Source organism: Bradyrhizobium sp. 44 (genome assembly GCF_023073095.1).
Classification (GTDB): Bacteria; Pseudomonadota; Alphaproteobacteria; order Rhizobiales; family Xanthobacteraceae; genus Bradyrhizobium.
Window position 1 is genome coordinate 1030386 of sequence record NZ_JADPIY010000016.1, and the last position, 22853, is coordinate 1053238.

Consider the following 22853-nt stretch of genomic DNA (forward strand, 5'->3'; position numbering starts at 1 on the left):
GCAAGATGAGCGGGAGAGAAAATCTGGATGGCCGGGATGAGCCCGGCCATGATGGAGCAAGGGGCAGGGGCCATCGCCTCCTCTCCGGCCTCGCGCTCACGCTCATCCTCACCATCGTCGGCTTCGTCGCGTGGGTTTACTCCCTCGGCCCGCTGCCTTTCGACGAAGCCCGCCAGGTCTCCACCACCATCGTCGATCGCAACGGCAAGCTGCTGCGCGCCTATGCGATGGCGGACGGGCGCTGGCGGTTGCCGGTCGAGACAAAGGCGAATGTCGATCCGACCTACCTCAAGCTGCTGCTCGCTTATGAAGACCAGCGCTTTTACGCACATGACGGCATCGACCCGCTGGCGCTGGGGCGCGCTGCGTTTCAGCTTGGGACCCGCGGCCACATCGTCTCGGGCGGCTCGACCATCTCGATGCAGCTGGCGCGGCTGATGGAGCCGCGGCGGCAGCGCTCGCTTTATGCAAAGCTGCGGCAGATGGTGCGTGCGATCGAGATCGAGCGCAGCTTGAGCAAGGAGCAGATTCTCGATCTGTATCTCGCGCTCGCGCCTTACGGCGGCAACCTCGAAGGCATTCGCGCCGCCTCGATCGCCTATCTCGGCAAGGAGCCGAAGCGGTTGTCGCTGGCTGAAGCCGCGTTGCTGGTCGCGCTGCCGCAATCCCCGGAGACCCGCAGGCTCGATCGCTATCCCGACGCGGCGCGCAAAGCGCGCGACCGCGTGCTCGACCGCATGGTCGAGGAGCAACAGATCAGCCGCGACGATGCCAAGCAGGCCAAAGCCGTTCCCGTGCCGAAACTGCGCAAGCCGATGCCGATCCTGGCGCCGCATGCCTCCGATGCGGCGCTCGCGACGGTCAAGGACGCCCCCGTCATCAAGCTGACGCTGGATGCCAACCTGCAGAAGGTGCTGGAGCCGCTGGCGCGCGATCGTGCCATTGCGTTGGGGCCGAACATCTCGGTCGGCATCATCGTCCTCGACAATGAGAGCGGCGACGTGCTCGCGCGCGTCGGCTCGGCGGATTATTTCGACGAGCGCCGGGCAGGGCAGGTCGACATGACCCGCGCGGTCCGCTCGCCGGGCTCGACGCTGAAGCCTTTCATCTACGGGCTCGCTTTCGAGGACGGCTTCGTTCATCCCGACAGTCTGATCGACGATCGACCCGTGCGCTTCGGCTCCTACGCGCCGGAGAATTTCGACATGACGTTCCAAGGCACGGTGCCGGTAAAGAAGGCGCTGCAGCTGTCGCTGAACGTGCCCGCGATCGTCCTGCTCGACCGCGTCGGCGCGAGCCGGCTGGCCTCGCGGCTGCGCCAGGCCGGTGGCAATCTGGTTCTGCCCAAAGACGAGGCGCCGGGACTTGCCATGGGCCTTGGCGGCGTCGGCGTGACGCTGCAGGACCTCGCCCAGCTCTATGCGGGCTTCGCCCGGCTCGGCACCACCAGGCCGCTGCGCGAGATCATAACTGACAGGGACGACCGCGAGCCGCTGCGGCTGCTTGATCAGGTCGCGGCCTGGCAGGTCGGCAATGTGCTGCTCGGCACCCCGCCGCCGGAGAACGCAGCTCACAACCGCATCGCCTTCAAGACCGGCACCTCCTACGGCTACCGCGACGCCTGGTCGATGGGCTTTGACGGGCGCATGACCATCGGCGTCTGGGTCGGCCGGCCCGATGGTGCGCCGGTTCCAGGCCTGATCGGTCGGGTTGCCGCCGCACCGATCCTGTTCGACGCCTTCGCCCGGACCGGCAAGACGCTCCTGCCGTTGCCGAAGCCACCGAAGGGGACCCTGGTTGCCAGCAACGCCAAGCTGCCGTTGCCCTTGAGGCGGTTCCGCCCGGTCGGGGATCTGGTGCGGACCGGGGGCGAACAGGCCCTGCACATCCAGTTTCCGCTGAACGGCTCGCGGATCGACGTCGATCGCTCAGGTGGCGAGGCGGGCGCAGCCATGCCAGTCAAAGTCGCCGGCGGAGTCCTGCCCATGACCGTCATGGTTAACGGAACGGCGCAGGGCGAGATAGACGGACGGCGCCAGCGGCTGATCGATCCGCCCGGTCCCGGCTTTGCGCGGCTGACCGTCATCGACGCCACGGGCGCCGCGGACACAGTTGTCATTCGAATTCAATGACCCTGCCTCAAGCGGTTGTGGCGATGGCGGTTTCAGCGTAAGCGGAACCGATGGCCGAGACCTACCCAGCACCCCGTTTTGGAGCTCCGCGCGAGCCGAAATCCCCGGTGAATCCGGGCAGCCGGCTCGTGTCCATGTTCGATATCGCCACGGCCAGCCACGTCCGCGCGGTGAGCTTCCTGCTGCTGTGCGCGCTGCTGCTATTCCTGCCGGGCTTCTTTACGATTCCGCCGGTTGACCGCGACGAGGCGCGCTTTGCGCAGGCCACCAAGCAGATGGTCGAGAGCGGCGATTATGTCGACATCCGCTTTCAGGAGGACGTCCGCTACAAGAAGCCGGTCGGGATCTACTGGCTGCAAGCGGCCGCGGTCGAGACGGCATCGGCGCTCGGTCTGCCGAAGGCCGAGTTGCGAATCTGGGTCTACCGGCTGCCCTCGCTGATCGGCGCCATCGGTGCCGTGCTCATGACTTATTGGACGGCGCTCGGCTTCGTCACGCGGCGCGCCGCGGTGCTTGCAGCGCTTCTGATGTGCGCCTCCGTGCTGCTCGGCGTCGAGGCGCGGCTTGCGAAGACCGACGCGATGCTGCTGTTCTGCGTGGTCGCCGCGATGGGCGCGATGGCGCGGGCCTATCTGTCGTGGCAGCGCGCCGAGGACGAGACGCATCCGCCATGGAGCTGGCCCGCGATCTTCTGGACGGCTCTCGCTGTCGGCATCCTGATCAAGGGCCCGCTGATCCTGATGTTCGCAGGCCTCACCATCGTCGCGCTCGCGATCCAGGACCGCGATGCCTCCTGGCTATGGAAGCTGCGCCCGCTCTGGGGCCTGATGTGGATGCTGGTGCTGGTGCTGCCCTGGTTCGTCGCGATCTTCTGGCGCGCGGGCGATGCCTTCTTCGCCGATTCCGTCGGCGGCGACATGTTGAGCAAGTTGGGCGCGCAGGAATCCCACGGCGCGCCGCCCGGACTGTACCTGGTGCTGTTCTGGATCACGTTCTGGCCCGGCGCGCCGCTCGCCGCGATGGCCGCGCCCGCGGTCTGGCGCGCGCGGCGCGAGCCCGGCGCGCAGTTCCTGCTGGCCTGGCTGGTCCCGTCCTGGATCGTGTTCGAGGTGGTGTTGACCAAGCTGCCGCATTACGTGCTGCCGCTGTACCCTGCGATCGCGATCCTCACCGCGGGCGCGCTGGAGCGGCGCGTGCTGTCCTGGTCCTGGCTGATGCGCGGCTCGGCCTGGTGGTTCGCGATCCCCGTTGGCGGCTCGATCATCGCGGTCGTCGGCGCGGTGATGCTGACGCGGCAGCCTGCTTTCGTGGCGTGGCCGTTCATCGCGGCCTCGCTGATCTTCGGCCTGTTCGCCTGGTGGCTCCACGACAACAATCACGCCGAGCGCTCGCTGCTCAACGCGCTGGTCGCAGCCCTGATGCTCGCGGTGACAGTCTACGGCATCGTGCTGCCGTCGCTGACGCCGCTGTTTCCGAGCATCGAGATCGCACGCGCGCTTCGCAACGTCACCTGCGTCGGCCCGAAGGCGGCCGCGGCCGGCTATCACGAGCCAAGCCTCGTCTTCCTGACCGGCACGCAGACGGTGCTCACCGACGGTTCGGGCGCGGCGGATTTCCTGCGGCAGGGGAGTTGCCGTTTCGCGCTGATCGAGCAGCGTTCGGAGCGCGGCTTCGTGCAGCGCGCCGAGGCGATCGGGCTGCGCTACAAGGTTGGTACGCGCATCGACGGCTACAATTTCTCCCAAGGGCGAGCGATCTCGATCTCGATCTTCCGCTCGGAAGGCACCGAGTAGGATGTCGGCACCCACCGACATCGCGCCGCGCGCGAGCTATCCCGCGCAATTGCTCACGCTGTCGGGGCGCGCTTTGGCGCAGCTCGTGCGTACGCCCTCGCATTCGCGCCGCGCCGAGGCCGCACGAAAGCTGGCGCGGCATTCGCTGTGGCTCAGTGCGGCAGGTGCAGCCCTGGTCATCGCGCTGATGGTCGTGTTCGACCTGACCGAGATCCAGCTGATGCCGGCGCGCGGCACGCCGGGCCTGTGGCCGATCCGCATCCTGACCGATTTCGGCAAGGACGAGTATGTGCTCTCCGTGCTCGGGGGCGGGCTGGTGGTGCTGGCGCTGGTTGCGGCGGGATTGCGCGGCAGAAGCCGCGCGTTGCTGCTCGGCCTCGGCACGCGGCTGCAGTTCATGTTTCTGTCTGTTGCCGTGCCGATATTCGTCGCCGAGATCCTGAAATATCTCATCGGTCGAGGACGTCCGTTCGTCGGCGGCAAGGCCAATCCGTTCAACTTCATCCCGTTCGAGGGGACGGGGGCCTATGCCAGTCTGCCGTCGGGTCATGCGGTGACGGCGTTCGCACTGGCGTTCGCCGTCTCGGCGCTATGGCCGCGCCTGCGCGTATTCATGTTCACTTACGCGATCGTGATCCTGCTGACGCGACTGGTGCTGCTCGCGCACCACCCGAGCGACGTGGTGGCCGGCGCCCTGGTCGGCATGGTCGGCGCCATGGCGGTGCGCTACTGGTTCGCGGCCCGCAGGCTCGGCTTTGCCATCCGTGCCGACGGCACCATTGTGCCTCTTGCAGGGGCGGTCTCGGGCCGCCTCAAAAGGGTTGCCCACGGGGCATCCGCCCCATAAAAGCGGCTGCCTGCCGGGCCCGCCGGTTCCCGAGCCAAGCCAATTCCAACCACGAGCTTCGATTTGTCGTCCCAGCCTTCGGTTTTCCAGCCCTCGGTTTCCATCGTCGTTCCCGTGCGCAACGAAGCCGACAACATTGTGCCGCTGATCGAGGAGATCGGCGCGGCGCTCGACGGCCGCTGGGCCTATGAGATCATCTACGTCAATGACGGTTCGACCGACGCGACCGGCGAACGGCTCGGCGCGGTCATGAAGCAGCGGGACAATCTGCGCCAACTGCGCCATGCCAAATCAGGCGGCCAATCCGCGGCCGTGCGCAGCGGCGTGCGTGCGGCGCGCGGCGCGATCGTGGCGACGCTCGACGGCGACGGGCAGAACAATCCGGCCTTCCTGCCGGACTTGATCGCGGCCGTCGAGAACGGAAGCAAGGTCGGACTCGCCGCCGGACAACGCGTCGGCCGCAAGGATACCGGCTTCAAGAAATTCCAGTCGCGCGTCGCCAACGGCGTCCGCAACGCGATCCTGAAGGACGGTACGCGCGACACCGGCTGCGGCCTGAAGGCGTTCCGGCGCGAGGTGTTCCTGATGATGCCCTATTTCGACGGGCTGCATCGCTTTTTGCCGGCGCTGGTGCGCCGCGAGGGCTACGAGATCGCCTATGTCGACGTGATCGACCGGCCGCGCCGCTCCGGCGTGTCAAACTACGGTTTCTTCGACCGGCTGTGGATCGGCATCATGGATCTCGTGGGCGTGTGGTGGCTGATCCGCCGCAAGAAGCCGACGCCGGATGTGACTGAGGTGAAGGCATGATCATCCAATACGGTCAGGCGCTGAGCAACTATTTCTACGACGTCTTCGTGGCCAAGTTCGACTTCTGGCTCGCGTTCGGCCTCGTCGCGCAGCTGTTCTTTACCGCACGCTTCCTGGTGCAGTGGATCGCGAGCGAGCGCGCCGGCAACAGCGTGGTGCCGATGGCGTTCTGGTTCTGCTCCATGGGAGGCGGGCTGATGACGCTGGTCTATGGCGTCGTCAAGCGCGAGCCCGTCATTATCCTCGGCCAGGCGCTGGCGACCATCATCTATATCCGCAACATCATGCTGATCGTGAAGAACCGCGGCCGCGCGTCAAAGACGCTGGAGCGCTGATCCGGGGCGACTAGCGCGGCAACGCCGAGGCCGCGCCCGACGCGGGCACGGCGGAGGTCTCCGCCTCGGTCCTGCGATGGGGCTCGCCGGCCGCGTCGAGCACGGGATAGGCGACCGAGCAGATATGCGAGTGGATGCGGCGCAGGTCCCGCAGCACGTCGAGATGCAGCGACGTGGTTTCGATGGTCTCGGGACGGCCCTCGCGCAGGCGGTCGAGGTGGCGCTCGACGGCGGCAAGCTCGGTATTGCGCAGTGCCGTTTTCTCCACCAGCAGCTTGCGTGCCTCGTTGGCGTCGCCCGACATGAAGACGCCGAAGGCGATGCGCAGCGAATCCATCGTGCGCTTGTGGAAGGCGGCGAGCTCCTCGGCGCCCTCGGGCGAGAACTGGAAGCGGCGCTTGATCTTCTTGGTCGCGAGCTCGCTCAGGCTCTTGTCGATGATATCGCCGATATGCTCCAGATTGATGGCGAAGGAAATGATCTCCATCGCGCGCCGGCCCTCGCTCTCGTCGAGGCTGCCCCGCATGAGTTTCGTCACGTAGAGCTTGATGGCTTCGTCGAGGCCGTCGACGATGTTGTCCATCTTCGAGACCTGGTCGACCAGCGCGCGGTCCCCGCTCATCATCGCGGCCATCACCTTACGCAGCATGATCTCGACAAGATCGCCCATGCGCAGGGTTTCGCGGCCGGCATCGGCCAGCGCCAGCGACGGCGATTCCAGCGCGGTCTCGTCGAGATAGCGCGGCCGGGCCGGATCGGCCTCCTGAACACGATCGGGCAGGAGCCGCGTCAACAGGCGCGACATGGTGTCGAGCAGGCCGATGAAGATAATGGCCGTGCCGACGTTGAAGGCGATATGAAATGCCGCCGTCATCCTGGCGAGATCGGGCTGCCAGGCGTGCATGTGCTCGGCGATCGGGCTCAGGAAAGGCAGGACCAGGGCGATCCCGATCATGCGATTGACGAGATTGCCCACCGGCAGGCGATAGCTGGCGGGATCGTCACGCTTGGCGCCTTCGAACACGGGATTGATGGCGCTGCCGAGATTGGCGCCAAGCACCAGTGCGAGCGCCGCGTAAGGCGAGATGAACTGCGAATAGGCGAGTGACATGATCAGCAGCACGCTGGCGACGCTCGAATGCACCGCCCAGGTGACGAGGGCCGCGATCACGATGCACAGAACGGGATCGCCCGTGATGGAGGACATCACGACGCGGACGCCCGGTGCGTTCTCGGCCGGCGCCAGCGTGTCGAGCAGGATGTGCAGCGACAGCAGCATCAGTCCGAGACCGATCAAGACACGGCCGACGTCCTTGATCCGCGAGCGCGGACCCACGCGGAAGGCGACCAGTCCGAGCACGAACAGGACCGGCGCGACGGCGGCGATGTTGAACGACAGCACCTGCACGATCAACGTCGTGCCGACATTGGCGCCGAGCATGATGGCGAGCGCGGTGACCAGGCTGAGCAGGCCCTCGGCTGCGAACGAGCTCGTGAGCAGCGCGGTCGCCGTGCTGCTCTGGAGCAGCGCTGTCAGCCCGAGACCGGCGGCAAACGCGTTGAAGCGATTGCCAAGCGCCTTGCCAAGCAGCCGTCGCAGGTCCGGGCCAAAGGCGCGCAGAATCCCGCTGTGGACCATGTGCAGGCCCCACAGCAACAGCGCCACGCCGCCCATCAGATCGAGCAGTACCAACGTTCCCATGCTCCGAGTCCGGATTGGAGTCGATTGGTGAGGCTAGCGCCAAATGCTTGAGGTTCAAACCATTTGTTGGCGCGTCGGCGTTAACGTTTGCGGGTTCTGCACGTTCCCCCGGCGCACGTTGGCGCGTCCCGCGGCGCGATGCCTTGTGAGCAGGCTCACATTGCTGCCTTGAGGGCAGCGAAGCCGCGATCGAGGTCGGCCTTGAGGTCGTCGACGCTTTCGAGCCCGATATGCAGACGCAGAGTGGGGCCGCCCGGCGCCCACTTGGTCGCGGTGCGATAGGCGTCGCAATCGAAGGGAATCACCAGGCTCTCGAAGCCGCCCCAGGAGAAGCCCATGCCGAACAGTTTGAGCGTATCGAGCATGGTGTCGACCGCCTTCTGCGGCGCCGGTTTCAGGACGATGCTGAACAGGCCCGACGCGCCCGTGAAGTCGCGCTTCCAGATCGCATGGCCCGGATCGGTCTCGAGCGCCGGATGCAGCACGCGCGCGACCTCGGGACGGCTCGCAAGCCAGTGCGCCATGTCGAGTCCGGAGCGATGATGCTGCGCCAGCCGCACCGATAGCGTACGCAGGCCTCGCAGTGCCAGGAACACGTCATCGGGACCGGCGCAAACGCCGAGCAGGCGGATGCCTTCGGCGATCTGCGGCCAGGCCTTGGCATTAGCCGAGATGGTGCCGAACATGATGTCGGAATGGCCGCCGATATATTTGGTGGCGGCCTGCATGCTGATGTCGACGCCCTGTTCGAGCGAACGGTGATAGAGCGGCGTGGCCCAGGTGTTGTCGTCGATGACGAGCGCGCCGCGCCCATGCGCGACCTCGGCGATGGCGCGGATGTCCGGCATCTCGAACGACTGCGAGCCGGGCGCCTCGACCAGAACGGCGCATGTGTTGGGCCTGAACAGCTTGTCGATGCCGGCGCCGATCATCGGATCGAAGTAGGTGGTCTCGACGCCGTAGCGGGTGAGCATGCCGTTGCAGAAATTGCGCGAGGGCCGATAGACGTTGTCGCAGACCAGGATGTGGTCGCCGGCCTTCAGCACCGAGAGCAGGGTGGTCGAGATCGCCGACAGCCCCGACGGCACGATGCCGACGCCGGCGCATTGCGGCCCCTCCAGCGCCATCAGGGTCTCCTGGAACGCACGGGTCGTCGGCGTGCCGTGCCGGCCGTACTGGAACTCGCCGCGATGGGCGTGCAGGTCCTCGGCGGTCGGATAGAGCACGGTCGAGCCGTGGAAGACGGGCGGGTTGACGAACCCCTTCTGCGCCTTGGTGTCGCGGCCGGAGGTGACCAGGCGGGTCTCGGCGTGCTGCTCGGACGGGTGTGAGGAATCCATGCGTCTGCTTTCAAAAGCGCGTTTCCACGAGGCGCGATGCGCCGGCGGGCTGGCCGAAAGGCCGCTGTCGTTAATAACAGAACACAGAAGAGTCCCGTCAACCCCTTGACCCGGCACGCCAGTCGTTCTGTTATCGCAGGTGCTATTCAGTCGCCGCATGTTGAGGGGCCTGCCGCGACCTTCGATCCATCGCCTGACCGGACCTAGCGCCACAGCCATAACGGCGGGCGCCTTTCGGCGAGGATTAAGGCAAGGCCTCCCGGGATCGGCGGGTGATCGGCAAGGTTTTCCAGCATGACTCTTGCAGGGCTGGTCTTGATACGGCTAGCCCTGGCAGAGACGATCGCAAAGACAACGTTCCTGACCTTGAGACGACTTTGAAAGGCCCAAAGCCCATGAAACGCGTAACCCTGGCTCTCACTCTCGCTCTCGCCGCCGGCCTGACTGCCCAAGCCGCCCATGCGCAAACGCTCAAGACCGTCAAGGACCGGGGCATGCTGTCATGCGGTGTCAGTCAGGGTCTGCCCGGCTTCTCCTCGCCGGACGACAAGGGCAACTGGACCGGGCTTGACGTCGATGTTTGCCGCGCGATCGCCGGGGCGATCTTCAACGATCCGACCAAGGTCAAATACGTGCCGCTCTCCGCCAAGGACCGCTTCACGGCGCTGCAATCCGGCGAAGTCGACGTGCTGTCGCGCAACACCACCTGGACCATCTCGCGCGATACCTCGCTCGGCGCCAACTTCACCGGCGTGACCTATTATGACGGGCAAGGTTTCATGGTGAAGAAGTCGCTCAAGGTGAACTCGGCGCTCGAGCTCAACAGCGCCTCGGTCTGCGTCCAGACCGGCACCACCACCGAGCAGAATCTCGCCGACTACTTCAAGGCCAACAACATGAAGTACGAGGTGATCGCGTTCGGCACCAACGACGAGACGGTCAAGGCCTACGAGGCCGGGCGCTGCGACGTCTTCACCACCGACCAGTCGGGCCTGTACGCCAACCGCCTGAAGCTTGCCAATCCCGGCGATCACATGGTGCTGCCGGAAATCATCTCGAAGGAGCCGCTCGGACCAATGGTGCGCCACGGCGACGACCAATGGTTCGACATCGTGAAATGGACGCTGTTTGCCATGATCACCGCCGAAGAACTCGGCGTGACCGCGAAGAACGTCGACGAGAAGACGAAACAGGAAAATCCGGAGTTGAAGCGCGTCCTCGGTACCGACGGCAATTTCGGTGAACAGCTCGGCCTGAGCAAGGACTGGGTGGTGCGCATCGTGAAGGCCGTCGGCAATTACGGCGAGGTGTTCGACCGCAACGTCGGCGCAGGCTCGCCGCTTGGTATCAATCGGGGTCTCAACAATCTCTGGAACAAGGGCGGTCTCCAGTACGCGCCGCCGATCCGCTGACCCCGCCTGATCCGCGCTCGCGGCGATGAGCATCGAGGCTCGCAAACCCCCGCCCCAGATCGCGCTGAAGATCAGGCGCGTGCTGGGAGGCAAGACAGGCTGGAACGGCATCGCCGTCCAGTTTGCCTTCGCTGCGGTCCTGGGCTGGATTGCCTATGAAATCGTCTCCAACGCCCGCGCCAACCTCGAGAACCAGCACATTGCGGCCGGCTTCGGCTTCCTCGCGAACAACGCCGGTTTCGACGTCAATCAGACGCTGATCTCGTATACCGGCTCAGACACGTTCCTGCGCGTATTCCTGGTCGGGCTCCTCAACACGCTCGTGGTCTCGGTGGTGGGCATCGTGTTCGCCACCGTGATCGGCTTCATTGTCGCGCTGTGCCGGCTGTCGCCCAACTGGCTGCTCGCGCGCATTGGCGAAATCTATGTCGAGATCATCCGCAACCTGCCGGTGCTGTTTCAGATCCTGTTCTGGTACCTGGCGGTGCTCGCGGCCTTGCCCAATCCACGACAAAGCATTTCGCTGCTCGGCATCGCTTTCGTCAGCAATCGCGGTCTCGTCATTCCCCGCCCGATCGGCGAGAGCGGATTCGAGGCGTTTCTTGTGGTGCTGGCGCTCGGCATCGTGGCTTCGGTGGCGCTGCGCATCCATGCGCGCCGGGCGCTGTTCCAGCGCGGTCAGGTGATCCGGATCTGGCCCTATGTGCTGGGGCTGCTGTTCGGACTGCCGCTCGTCACCATGCTGGTAGCGGGTCTGCCCTTCACCTTCGAGCTGCCGCAGCTCAAGGGCTTCAATTTCGCCGGCGGCTCGCGCATCATCCCGGAGTTCGTGGCGCTCACGTTGGCCTTGTCGACCTATACGGCCGCCTTCATCGCCGAGATCGTGCGCGCGGGCATCCTCTCCGTCCACAGCGGACAGATGGAGGCGGGATCGTCGCTGGGCCTGAGCCGCGGCACTACGCTGCGCTTGGTCGTCGTGCCGCAGGCGATGCGCGTCATCGTTCCGCCGCTGACCAACCAGTACCTCAACCTCACCAAGAATTCGTCGCTGGCCGTCGCGATCGGCTATCCCGACCTCGTCTCCGTGTTCGCCGGCACGTCGCTGAGTCAGACCGGGCAGGCCATCGAGATCATCGCCATGACGATGGGCGTCTATCTCCTGATCTCGCTGATCACCAGCGCCGTCATGAGCGTCTACGGTTGGCGCATCAGCCGGAGTCTCGGCGCATGAGCGATATCAGCTCGTCCAGTTTCGTCCGCCAGGATCTTCTCGATGAGCGTCCCGCGCCGGTAAAGACCACGGGCTTCGTCGGCCTGGTGCGGACGCGCCTGTTCAACTCGCCGACCAACATCCTGCTCACGATCGTCGGCGCCTTGCTGCTGTGGTTCACCGTCATTCCTTCCGTCAAATTCCTGATGGTCGACGCAGTCTGGACCGGCAAGGATCGCACCGCCTGCCTCGCCGAGAACGCCGGCTTTGCGGTCGGTGCCTGCTGGCCCTACATCCAGGCCAAGCTGCCGCAACTGATCTACGGCTTCTACCCCGAAGCCGAGCGCTGGCGGGTCGACCTCACACTCGTCCTGTCAGTGGTTCTGTTGGTGCCGTTGCTCATTCCGCGGCTGCCCTCGAAAGGATTGAACGCAGGCCTGTTCTTTTTTGCGTTTCCAGTGGTTGCATTCTTTCTGCTGCATGGCGGCGGCATCAAGGGATTTGGCCTGAGCTGGACCGCTGATCTGCTGCAATTATTCGACGACAGCATCATCGGCGCCGGGCAGGCTCTGCTCAGTCTCGGCAAGACGTCCTCTGCCGCACCGCTGTTGTGGGTCGTCGGCAATGTCATCGTGCTCGTGGGTAACCTGATCTACTGGCTGATCTTTCCGCTGACCTGGCTGCGAGATCAGCTGCACGGGACAGGCCAGTCGGTCTGGGCCGATTTCGCCATCACCGCCGCGATCGTCTCCCTGATCGCCTTCGTTCTCGGCGGCGGCCTCCGCACCGGGGGGCGGGCCCTGACGTCCAGCATCGCCACCTTCGTCGCCATCGCAATCGTGATCAAGCTGATGGGGCTCGATCACGGCGGACTGCCGATCGTGCAGACCAACCTGTGGGGCGGGCTTCTGGTGACGCTGGTGGTCTCTGTTACCGGCATTGTCACCTCGCTGCCGATCGGCATTGCGCTGGCGCTTGGCCGCCGCTCGACCATTCCGCTGATCCGGATCTTCTCGATCGCCTTCATCGAGTTCTGGCGCGGCGTGCCGCTGATCACCGTGCTGTTCTTCGCAACCTACATGCTGCCGCTGTTTCTCCCGGGCAATTTCACGGTCGACGGGTTGGTGCGTGCGCTGATTGGAATTTCGCTGTTCACCGGCGCCTATCAGGCCGAGAACGTCCGCGGCGGGCTGGCCGCCATCCCGCGCGGGCAGGGCGAGGCGGCCGCGGCATTGGGGCTGTCCTGGTGGAAGACGACCTCGCTGATCGTTCTGCCGCAGGCGCTGCGCCACGTCATTCCGAACCTCGTCAACAGCTTCATCTCGCTGTTCAAGGACACGTCGCTGGTCTCGATCGTGGCGCTGTTTGATCTCTTGGGCTCGCTGCGGGCGTCGTTCTCGGATCCTAAATGGTCGTCGCCGTCGACCGCGTTCACCGGGTTCGCCTTCGCCGGGATCATCTACTTCATCTTCTGCTTTGGAATGTCGCGCTACTCGCTCTTCGTCGAGCACCGCCTCAACGCTCACCGCCGCAACTGATCGAGGTCACCATGTCCGACCCCATCGTCAAGATATCCGGCCTGAACAAATGGTACGGCGAGTTTCACGTGCTGCGCGACATCGACCTTGCGGTCGAGAAGGGCGAGCGCATCGTGATCTGCGGCCCCTCCGGCTCCGGCAAGTCGACGCTGATCCGCTGTATCAACGCGCTCGAGGAGTTTCAGGAAGGCGAGATCGTCGTTGATGGCATCGAGCTCGGGCCGAACCTGAAGCACGTGGACGCGGTGCGGCGCGAAGTCGGCATGGTGTTCCAGAGCTTCAACCTGTTTCCACACCTGTCCGTGCTGGACAATTGCACGCTGGCGCCGATCTGGGTGCGCAACATCCCCAAGAAGGACGCCGAGGCGGCGGCGATGAAGTTTCTGGAGCGGGTCAAGATTCCGCACCAGGCCAACAAGTTTCCGGGACAGATGTCCGGCGGTCAGCAGCAGCGCGTCGCGATCGCCCGCGCGCTGACGATGAACCCGAAGGTGATGCTGTTCGACGAGCCGACTTCGGCGCTCGACCCCGAAATGGTCAAGGAGGTGCTGGACACCATGGTCGACCTCGCCGAGGAGGGCATGACCATGCTGGTGGTCACCCACGAGATGGGCTTTGCCCGCGAGGTCGCCAACCGCGTGGTATTCATGGACGCGGGCCAGATCATCGAAGCCAACACGCCCAAAGAGTTCTTCGCGGCCCCGCAGCACGCCCGCACAAAACTGTTCCTGAGCCAGATCCTGCGCTGAGTACCTGCAATCCGGTGGCGTCGCCGGTCTAACCGACCCCGCCAGCTTGGCACCATGCGAATCGGCCAGCCTCTTTTCGGGCCATATTCCGGAGAGAGATTTTGCAGAGCAGCGCCGGCGCGCGCGCATTCCAGAACGCGCGATTGCAAAAGAAATTGAAGAAGCAGGCGGACGCGCTTATGTCGGCCGCGGTTCAGGCACTCGGGCAGGGCCGATACGCGGAAGTCGAGACACTCTGCAGCCGGATTTTGACGGAGATTCCGGATCATTTCGACGCCGCGCACCTGCTCGGCCTGCGCGCGTATGATGGCGGGCGGCTCCAAGAGGCGCAACAATTGCTCGAGCGCGCGACCGTGCTCGATCCGCGTTCGCCCGATGCCCATGGTAATCTCGGGGCAGTGTATTTCACCCTCCAGAAGTTTCAGGACGCTCGCGCATGCCAGGAGAAGGCGATTGCGCTGAAGCCGAATTCTCCGATCGCCTTGACCAATCTGGGCAATACGCTGCTGCACATGGGCCTCGCTGAGCAGGCTATCGAGCTGCACGAACGCGCTATCAGGCTGAAGCCGGACTATGCCGATGCATTTTGCAATCGGGGCATGGCGGAGCTGATCGAAGGTCAGTTCCAGCGCGCCAAGGGGAGTTTCGATCGCGCCCTCGCTTTTCAGCCGCGCCACGCGGAAGCGATCGCGGGCAAGGGCATGGTATGCATCGAGCTCCGGCACTACGAAGAGGCGGCCGCGGCGATCGCGGCAGGGCTCGCGATCAAGCCGGATTCGCCGAAGATTCTGGCGCAGCGCGGACGGCTCAATCTCGATCTGTCGCGGCTGGAGCAGGCGCTCGCCGACTTCGATGGGGCGCTGGAGCTTTCGCCGAAGCTCGAAGTGGCCTTGCAGGGGAAGGCGCAAGTCAACATTCTCAAGGGCAACACGGCCGAGGCGATTGCGGCGGTCGAGACCTTGCTGGAAGAAAATCCGCGGTCCGACATCGGAATTGCGCTTCTGGCTTCCTGCTATGCGAGCCAGGGAGACATCGCGACTGCGCTCGAACATCTCGACGCGGGGCTGGCAATCGCGCCTGATTATGCGGACTTGATCGGGCGCAAGATCTTCTTTCTGGACTATCTCCCCGACGCCGATTTTGCGGTTCAGCAGGCCGCACGAAAGCAGTGGTGGGACGCGATCGGCGCCAGATTGCCGCAAAGCGCGTTGTCGTCCCGCAAGCTCGATGGGGACAAGCGGATATTGATCGGATACGTCGCTTCCGAATTCAGGAACCACTCCGCAGCATTCGCTCTGTTACCGGTACTGCGCCATCATGATCATGCCAGGTTCGAGATCGTCTGCTATTCGTGCTCGCCATTACGAGATGAGATAACCGACGAATTCAGGTCCATGGCGGACGTCTGGGTCGATGCCTGGCAGCTTTCGGACGACGAGCTGGCCGATCGCATTCAGGCCGACGGGATCGATATCCTGATCGACGTGTCCGGGCATTCGACCGGCAACAGGCTCCATGTCTTCGCCCGCAAGCCGGCCCCGATCCAGGTCTCGGGGTTTGGTCACGCCACTGGTACGGGCCTTCAGACCATGGACCATGTGCTCGCCGATCCCATCTTCATTCCGCAATCGGCGCGACATCTGCTGGCTGAAAAGGTTTACGACCTGCCGTGCCTGATCACGATCGATCCCATTTTGGATCTACCTGCATCGGAGCCGCCCATGCTCCGCAATGGTTATGTCACCTTCGGCGTGTTCAACCGCATCTACAAGATCTCGGATGGAGCCATCCGAGTCTGGTCGAAAGTGATGCGGAAAGTGACGGGTTCGAAGATCATCATCAAGCATACCCTGCTTGACGATCCCATGCTGCGCGACAGCCTGGTCGCGCGGTTCGTGGCACAGGGCATTGCCGAGGAGAATGTCACCTGCCTGGGCTCGTCGCCGCGCCACGAGCATCTGCTGGCGTTTGCGAACATCGACATATCGCTCGACACGTTCCCGCAAAACGGCGGCGTCAGCACCTGGGAATCGCTCTATGCGGGCGTGCCGGTCGTAGCCAAGCTCGGCAACGGTGCATCGTCGCGCGCCGGCGGGTCGATCGTGGCTGCGGTCGGTCTCGATGACTGGGTCGCCGATAATGACGAGGGCTATGCCGCGATCGCATCCAAATATGCGGCACAGCCGGCGCATCTGGCGAAGCTGCGCGCGGACTTGCCGGCCCGGATCGCGGCTTCGCCTGCCGGCAATGTCGAAATTTACACGCGCGAGGTCGAAGCGGCTTATCGCCAGTTCTGGCGCGACTATTGCGCCGCGGCTTCGAAGGGCGGCGACGTGCGTAGGAGGCCAGCGGCGCCGGGCCGCTGAGCCCCGGGAAATCCCGGGGTATCACCGCGCCGGCTGACCGGCCGGCCAGGCCTGCGAATCAGTTAGACTCTCGCCGGGCTATCCCTCGGAGAGACACCTTGCAGACCAGCGGCGCCGGCGCGCGCGCATTTCAGAACGCGCGATTGCAGAAGAAATTGATGAAGCAGGCCGACGCCGTCCTCTCCGCCGCGGCTAGCGCCTATGGCCGGGGTCGATATGCCGAGACCGAAGCACTCTGCCGGGATATCCTGAAGGCGCTGCCCGATCATGTCGACGCGATGCACCTGCTCGGCATGTGCGCGCATGACGGTCGCCGCCTGGAGGAGGCGCAACAGCTGCTCGAGCGCGTGATTGCACTCGATCCGCGACTGCATGATGCCCACAACAACCTCGCCACCGTGCATTTCGACCTCGGCAATTACGAGGAGGCGCGGCGGTGCCAGGAGAGGGCCATCGCGCTAAAGCCGAATTTTGCGGTCGCGCTGACCAACCTCGGCAACACGCTGATGCATCTGGGGCAGTACGAACAGGCGCTCGAGCTGCATGAGCGCGCCATCAAGATCAAGCCGGATTATGCCGATGCATTCTGCAATCGCGGCATGGTCGAAGTTGTGCTTGGACAGATCATGCGCGCCAAGGAAAGCTTCGACAGGGCCCTGCTGTTTCAGCCCCGTCACGCCGAGGCCATCGTCGGCAGCGGCATGGTCGCCATGGAGCTGCGGCACCACGACGAGGCGGCCGCCAAGTTTGCCATGGCGCTCGCGATCAAGCCCGGCTCGCCGAGGATCGTAGCCCAACGCGGGCGACTCAGTTACGAGTTGCAGCGCCTGGAGCCCGCGCTTGCGGATTTCGAGGCGGCGCTTGCGATCTCGCCCAAGCTCGAGCTGGCTCTGCGCGGCAAGGCCCAGACCTGCCTCGTCATGGGAAAGACCGCGCAGGCGATGGCGGCCGCAGCGGCCCTGATCGAGCAAAATCCGCGCTCCGAGATGGGGCTGGCGCTGATGGGCTTCTCGTATTCGAACCAGGGGGACATGGACGCCGCGATCGAATATCTCGATCGTGCGCTGGCGCTCCGGCCGGATTATGGGGATGCGATCAGAGGAAAGATCTTCCTGGAGGACTACCGCACCGAGGCCGATTTCGTGGTCCAGCAGGCGGTGCGAAAATCCTGGTGGGACCAGATCGGCTCCAAACAGCCGCGAAGGGAGCTGCCGAAGCGGCCGCTGGATCCGGAGAAGCGGATCGTGGTCGGCTATGTCGCTGCCGAATTCCGGCAGCACTCCGCGGGGCTCACGCTGCTGCCGGTGCTGCGCCATCACGATCACACCAAATTCGAAATCATCTGCTACTATTCCTGGCCGGGCGGGGACGAGTACACCGCCATGTTCAAATCGTTGGCGGACGTCTGGGTCGAAGCCTGGGGGCTTTCGGATGACGAGCTCGCCGATCGTATCCAGGCGGACAATGTCGACATACTGATCGACGTTTCGGGGCACACGACCGGAAACAGGCTGCTGACTTTCGCTCGGAAGCCGGCCCCGATCCAGGCCACTGGCTTCGGACACGCGACAGGCACGGGCATGCCGACCATGGACTACGTGCTCGCGGATCCCATTTTCATTCCGCCGTCGGTTCGGCATCTGTTTGCCGAGAAAATCCACGATCTGCCGTGCCTGATCACGATTGAACCAGTCTCGGATCTGCAGCCCTCAGAGCTGCCGATGCTCCGCAACGGCTACGTCACTTTCGGTGTGTTCAACCGCATTTACAAAATCTCGGATGATGCGATCCGTGTTTGGTCGCGCATCATGCGGGAGCTGCCGGGATCGAAGATCATCCTCAAGCATGGTCTGCTCGATGATCCGCTGCTGCGCGATAGCCTGATCGCGCGTTTTCTGGCGCAGGGTGTTGTCGAAGAGAGCCTCACCTGCCTCGGCACCACCTCGCGCGACGACCATCTGGCGGCTTTCGCCCAAGTCGATATTTCCTTCGACACGTTCCCGCAAAATGGCGGCATCAGCACCTGGGAATCTCTCTACAAGGGCGTTCCCGTCGTTGCCAAGCTCGGCAACGGTGCCTCCTCGCGTGCTGGCGCCTCCATCGTGACCGCCGTCGGCCTCGGCGACTGGGTCGCGGAAGATGACGATGGCTATGTCGAGATCGCCCGCAAATTTGCGTCACAGCCCGAGTATCTGGCGAGATTGCGCGCGGATTTGCCGGCTCGGATCGCGCTTTCGCCCTCGGGCAATGTCGAGACCTACACGCGCGAGCTCGAGGTGGGTTACCGAAAGTTCTGGCGCGACTATTGTGCCGCCGCCTCGAGTGACGGCGGCGTTGCGTAGGCGAGGCCTGCGTTGAGCACCGGCATCTTCCGGAGATTGCCGGGCCGCCTAAACCGGACGGCCTTGGCCGCGAATCAGCTAGAATCCTCCCGGGCATCCTCCGGAGAGAATCCTTGCAGAGCAGCGGCGCCGGCGCACGCGCGTTCCAGAACGCGCGGTTGCAGAAGAAATTGAAGAAGCAGGCGGACGCGATCATTTCGACCGCGAATACGGCCTATGGCCACGGCCGGTATGCGGAGACCGAGGCGCTCTGCCGCCAGATCCTCAATGAACTTCCGGAGCATTTCGGCGCCTTGCACCTGCTTGGCTTGGGCGCATTCGCGAGCCGACACTTCGAGGCAGCGAAACAGGCGCTCAAATATGCCGTGACGGTCGACCCACGCTCGGCACAGGCATTTTCCGATTTGGGAGCCACGCATTTCGCGCTTGGGGAGTATGAGGAAGCGCGTACGTCCCTGGAGCGGGCCATAGCGTTGAAGCCGAGCTTCCCCATGGCCTTGGCCAACCTCGGCAATACCTTGTTGCATCTCAACCGCGTCGAGCAGGCTATCGAATCGTACGATCGCGCGATCGGGCTGAAGCCCGATCATGCCGATGCGCTCTGCAATCGCGGCCTGGCAGAGCTTGCGCTGCGCCAGCTTGATCGCGCCAAACAGAGCTTCGAGCGCGCACTGTTGTTTCAGCCGCGAAACGTGGAGGCGCTCGTCGGCAAAGGTTTGGTCAATATCGAGCTCAAAAACTTCGACGAGGCCAAGGGCGCGCTGGAGGCGGCGCTCGCGATCAGGCCGGGGTCGGCGAAGATCTTGGCGAATCGTGGACGGCTCAATCTTGAGACGTCGAGCCTGGAACAGGCGGCTGCGGACTTTGATGCGGCCCTTGCGCTTGCGCCCAAGCTCGAGGTGGCCCTGCAGGGGAAGGCACAAGTCGCGCTTGCCATGGGAAACACGGCGCAAGCGATTCTGGCGTGCACCACGTTGCTGGAGGAATATCCACGCTCCGCGATCGCGATGGCGCTGCTGAGCGCTTGTTTTGCCAACCAGGGCGAGATCGCATCGGCGATCGAGCTACTCGATGCGGCGCTGGCCATTGTACCGGATGCGTCCTTGATCGGCCGGAAGATCTTCTTTCTCGACTATCTTTCCGACGCCGATTTCGCGGTTCAGCAGGCCGCACGAAAGCAGTGGTGGGACGCGATCGGCTCGAAGTTGCCGCGAAGGATTCTTGCCCCCCGGCAGCTTGATCCCGACAAGCGGATCGTGGTCGGCTATGTTGCTGCCGAATTTTGGCATCACTCGGCAGCGTTCGCTCTGTTGCCAGTGCTGCGCCAGCATGACCACGCCAGGTTCGAGATCGTCTGCTATTCGTGCTCGCCGGTAAGAGATGAGATCACCGCCGCATTCAGATCCTCGGCGGACGTCTGGGTGGACGCCTGGCAGATGTCGGACGACGAACTGGCCGATCGCATTCAGGCTGACAAGGTCGATATCCTGATCGACGTGTCCGGGCACACGACCGGCAACAGGCTCCATGTCTTCGCCCGCAAGCCGGCCCCGATCCAGGTCTCGGGGTTTGGTCACGCCACGGGCACGGGCCTTCAGACCATGGACTACGTGCTCGCGGATCCGGTCTTCATTCCGCAATCGGCGCGCCATCTGCTGGCTGAAAAGGTCTACGACCTGCCGTGCCTGATCACGATCGATCCCATTTTGGATCTACCTGCATCGGAGCCGCCCATGCTCCGCAATGGTTATGTCACCTTCGGCGTGTTCAACCGCATCTACAAGATCTCGGACGAGGCCATCCGGGTGTGGTCGAAAGTGATGCGCGAGGTGACGGGTTCGAAGATCATCATCAAGCATACCCTGCTTGACGATCCCATGCTGCGCGACAATTTGGTCGCGCGGTTCGTGGCACAGGGAATTGCCGAGGAGAATGTCACCTGCCTGGGCTCGTCGCCGCGCCACGAGCACCTGCGGGCGTTTGCGAACGTCGACATATCGCTCGACACGTTCCCGCAAAACGGCGGCGTCAGCACCTGGGAATCGCTCTATGCGGGCGTGCCGGTCGTAGCCAAGCTCGGCAACGGTGCATCGTCGCGCGCCGGCGGGTCGATCGTGGCTGCGGTCGGTCTCAATGACTGGATCGCCGAGGATGACGATGGCTACGTCGAGATCGCCCAGAGATTTGCGAAGCAGCCCGAGTATCTGGCGAAGTTGCGCGCGGAGATGCCGGCCCGGATCGCAGCGTCCCCCGCCGGCAATGTCGAAATCTACACGGCCAGGGTCGAGGCGGGTTACCGCCAGTTCTGGCGCAACTATTGTGCTGCGGCCTCGGAAGGCGGCGAGGGCGCCTGACCGTGCCGGGTGGGGCGAAGCCTCGAATTGCGCCGGCCACCTTAGTCCTCCGGAAACCATGCGGCGCTGCGCGACCGTGCAGGTTCATGGCTCCGAAAGCTATCTCTGGGCATGTGGCGCCAAAAAGGGTGCGCTAATGCTCGGTTTCGTGTTCGGCTTGAACGCCCGGCTCGGGCGATTGCATTTCTTCCTCGCGACGGTCGCGCTTGCGATCGTGATGACGGCGATCTGCTTTGCAATCGCAATGGCCGTGCTGAACAACACGTCGCCCGGCGCGATCCGACCCGAAGACCTCACCAAGAGCTGGGCGATGATGGTCGCAATCGTGTTCTTCGGAGTTGCGACCTTCACGCTGCAATCGATGCGCATCCGCGACATCGGCTGGGACCCGGTCTGCGTGGTGCCTGCCTGGTTCGCGCTCATGATCGTCGACCATGTCGTCGCGGGCCGTTTTCCGGCCTGGGCGATCGGGCAGGAGCAGCAGGCAACGGCGGTCGGCGCGCTCGTCAACCTCGCGCTGATGCTCGCGCTCATGTTCTGGCCGAGCGGCGACAGCGAAGGCTCCTACAGCGCACCCCTCCCGCCGCGCACGCGCGCGAACAAGCCTTCGCTATCGAACGAGCGGCTCGCGCGGGTGTCGCAGGGATCGTCGCGGCCGACTTGGGGCTAGACGAACGGCAGCTTGATGTTGCTGCGCTTCTCCAGCCATTCAGGCACAGGAAGGCTCTTGGCGCGCATGAAGTCGGCGTTGAACAGCTTCGACTGGTAACGGCTGCCAGAATCGCAGAGCACGGTGACGATCGTCTTGCCGGGCCCGAGCTGTTTCGCGAGACGCATCGCGCCGGCAACGTTGATGCCGGTCGAGCCGCCGAGGCACAAGCCTTCGTGCTGGAGCAGTTCGTAGATCACCGTAACTGCTTCCGCATCGGGAATGAGATAAGCGTCATCGACCTTTGCGCTCTCGACGATTGCGGTCGCGCGGTTGAGGCCGATGCCCTCGGTGATCGAGCCGCCCGGCGTCGCCTTGGCATCGCCCGTTCTGAAATATTCATACATGCCGGCGCCGTGCGGGTCGGCGCAGGCGATCCTGACATCTTTGCTCTTCTCTTTCAGGAAGCGGCTGGTGCCGGAGAGCGTGCCGCCGCTGCCGACCGAGCAGACGAAACCGTCGATCTTGCCGCCGGTCTGCTCCCAGATCTCGGGACCTGTGGACTCGTAATGCGCCTTCGCATTGTCGAGGTTGTTCCACTGGTCGGCGAACAGCACGCCGTTCGGCTCGGTCTTGCGCAGCTCGTCAGCAAGACGGCGGCCGACATGCTGGTAGTTGTTCGGATTGGAATAGGGCAGTGCCGGTGATTCCAGCAGCTCGGCGCCGCACAGCTTCAGGAAATCCTTCTTCTCCTGGCTCTGCGTCTCCGGGATCACGATCAGCGTGCGGTAACCGCGCGCGCTGGCCACGACCGCAAGGCCGATGCCGGTATTGCCGGCGGTCGATTCCACGACGAGACCGCCGGGCTTGAGCTCGCCGCGCTTCTCGGCCTCCAGGATCATCCATTTGCCGGCGCGATCCTTCACCGACTGGCCGGGATTCATGAACTCGGCCTTGCCCAGGATGGTGCAGCCGGTCAGTTCGGAAGCGCGCTTGAGCTTGATCAGCGGGGTGTTGCCGATGGCTTCGACAACGTCGTTGTTGATGGTCATGTCTGGGCAAATCACTGGCAAAGGGGTTGATCAGGTTGGCCAGAACCTAGTGCTTGGGAGGCCAAAGGGGAAGGCTTTTGCGCTGCGGCGAAACCGACGGAAGTGCCCGTCGAAGCAGTGAAATTCTTGCGAGGGACGATGGCCGATGATGCTGGGCTACGCGGCGCCGACAACAGTAGGAAGATCGGGTCGGACTCCGCCAAAACATGGAAGATTACGGCC

Annotated in this window: 16 protein-coding genes; 13 read left to right on the top strand and 3 right to left on the bottom strand. The window is 64.2% G+C overall.

Going from position 1 to position 22853, the window contains the following annotated elements:
• The first annotated feature begins 5 nt into the window (after nt 1-5).
• The 5 genes from pbpC (at nt 6) to IVB41_RS21570 (ending at nt 5917) form a co-directional block, all read left to right on the top strand.
• Complete coding sequence (gene pbpC / locus IVB41_RS21550) at nt 6-2132, top strand: penicillin-binding protein 1C (protein WP_247360940.1); 2127 nt, start codon at nt 6-8, stop codon at nt 2130-2132.
• A 50-nt stretch (nt 2133-2182) separates the two neighbouring features.
• Nucleotides 2183-3925, top strand: a complete 1743-nt coding sequence (locus tag IVB41_RS21555; protein ID WP_247360938.1) for a glycosyltransferase family 39 protein — start codon at nt 2183-2185, stop codon at nt 3923-3925.
• A gap of 1 nt (nt 3926) precedes the next feature.
• Nucleotides 3927-4772 carry a phosphatase PAP2 family protein gene (locus IVB41_RS21560; protein WP_027569957.1) on the top strand — a complete coding sequence of 282 codons (846 nt, stop codon included), beginning with the start codon at nt 3927-3929 and terminating at the stop codon, nt 4770-4772.
• A 63-nt stretch (nt 4773-4835) separates the two neighbouring features.
• Entirely contained in the window at nt 4836-5582 is a 747-nt protein-coding gene (locus tag IVB41_RS21565; protein ID WP_247360934.1) for a glycosyltransferase family 2 protein, read from the top strand.
• Nucleotides 5579-5917, top strand: a complete 339-nt coding sequence (locus tag IVB41_RS21570; protein WP_007591223.1) for a lipid-A-disaccharide synthase N-terminal domain-containing protein — start codon at nt 5579-5581, stop codon at nt 5915-5917. The genes IVB41_RS21565 and IVB41_RS21570 overlap by 4 nt, the downstream gene beginning before the upstream one ends.
• 10 nt (nt 5918-5927) lie before the next feature.
• Here IVB41_RS21570 and IVB41_RS21575 read toward each other — a convergent pair whose 3' ends face one another.
• Both IVB41_RS21575 and metC read right to left on the bottom strand, forming a co-directional pair.
• Nucleotides 5928-7619, bottom strand: a complete 1692-nt coding sequence (locus IVB41_RS21575) for a Na/Pi cotransporter family protein (RefSeq protein WP_247434592.1) — start codon at nt 7617-7619, stop codon at nt 5928-5930.
• Between the two features lie 155 nt (nt 7620-7774).
• Entirely contained in the window at nt 7775-8959 is a 1185-nt protein-coding gene (gene metC, locus IVB41_RS21580) for a cystathionine beta-lyase (protein ID WP_027569960.1), read from the bottom strand.
• A 395-nt stretch (nt 8960-9354) separates the two neighbouring features.
• On the opposite strand from metC, the gene IVB41_RS21585 reads away from it, so the two are divergent.
• From IVB41_RS21585 to IVB41_RS21620, 8 genes are all read left to right on the top strand, one after another.
• Entirely contained in the window at nt 9355-10371 is a 1017-nt protein-coding gene (locus IVB41_RS21585; protein ID WP_247434597.1) for an amino acid ABC transporter substrate-binding protein, read from the top strand.
• Between the two features lie 25 nt (nt 10372-10396).
• Nucleotides 10397-11602: an amino acid ABC transporter permease gene (locus tag IVB41_RS21590; protein ID WP_247286121.1), complete on the top strand. Its 1206-nt coding sequence runs from the start codon at nt 10397-10399 to the stop codon at nt 11600-11602.
• A complete protein-coding gene (locus IVB41_RS21595) occupies nt 11599-13119 on the top strand; it encodes an amino acid ABC transporter permease (RefSeq protein ID WP_247434599.1) in 1521 nt (506 codons plus the stop codon). Before IVB41_RS21590 ends, IVB41_RS21595 begins: the two co-directional genes overlap by 4 nt.
• 11 nt (nt 13120-13130) lie before the next feature.
• Nucleotides 13131-13868 carry an amino acid ABC transporter ATP-binding protein gene (locus IVB41_RS21600; protein WP_247286117.1) on the top strand — a complete coding sequence of 246 codons (738 nt, stop codon included), beginning with the start codon at nt 13131-13133 and terminating at the stop codon, nt 13866-13868.
• A gap of 101 nt (nt 13869-13969) precedes the next feature.
• Nucleotides 13970-16234, top strand: coding sequence for a tetratricopeptide repeat protein (locus IVB41_RS21605; protein ID WP_247434602.1), 2265 nt, complete (start codon nt 13970-13972; stop codon nt 16232-16234).
• A 98-nt stretch (nt 16235-16332) separates the two neighbouring features.
• The gene (locus IVB41_RS21610; protein WP_247434605.1) at nt 16333-18576 is read left to right on the top strand and encodes a tetratricopeptide repeat protein; all 2244 of its coding nucleotides are present in this window, start codon (nt 16333-16335) and stop codon (nt 18574-18576) included.
• Between the two features lie 113 nt (nt 18577-18689).
• Nucleotides 18690-20930 (top strand): tetratricopeptide repeat protein, encoded by a 2241-nt coding sequence (locus tag IVB41_RS21615; RefSeq protein WP_247434608.1) that lies wholly within the window; start codon nt 18690-18692, stop codon nt 20928-20930.
• A 136-nt stretch (nt 20931-21066) separates the two neighbouring features.
• Nucleotides 21067-21600, top strand: a complete 534-nt coding sequence (locus IVB41_RS21620) for a DUF805 domain-containing protein (protein WP_247434611.1) — start codon at nt 21067-21069, stop codon at nt 21598-21600.
• Here IVB41_RS21620 and IVB41_RS21625 read toward each other — a convergent pair.
• Entirely contained in the window at nt 21597-22631 is a 1035-nt protein-coding gene (locus IVB41_RS21625; protein WP_247434614.1) for a cysteine synthase A, read from the bottom strand. The genes IVB41_RS21620 and IVB41_RS21625 overlap by 4 nt on opposite strands.
• Between the last annotated feature and the right edge of the window lie 222 nt (nt 22632-22853).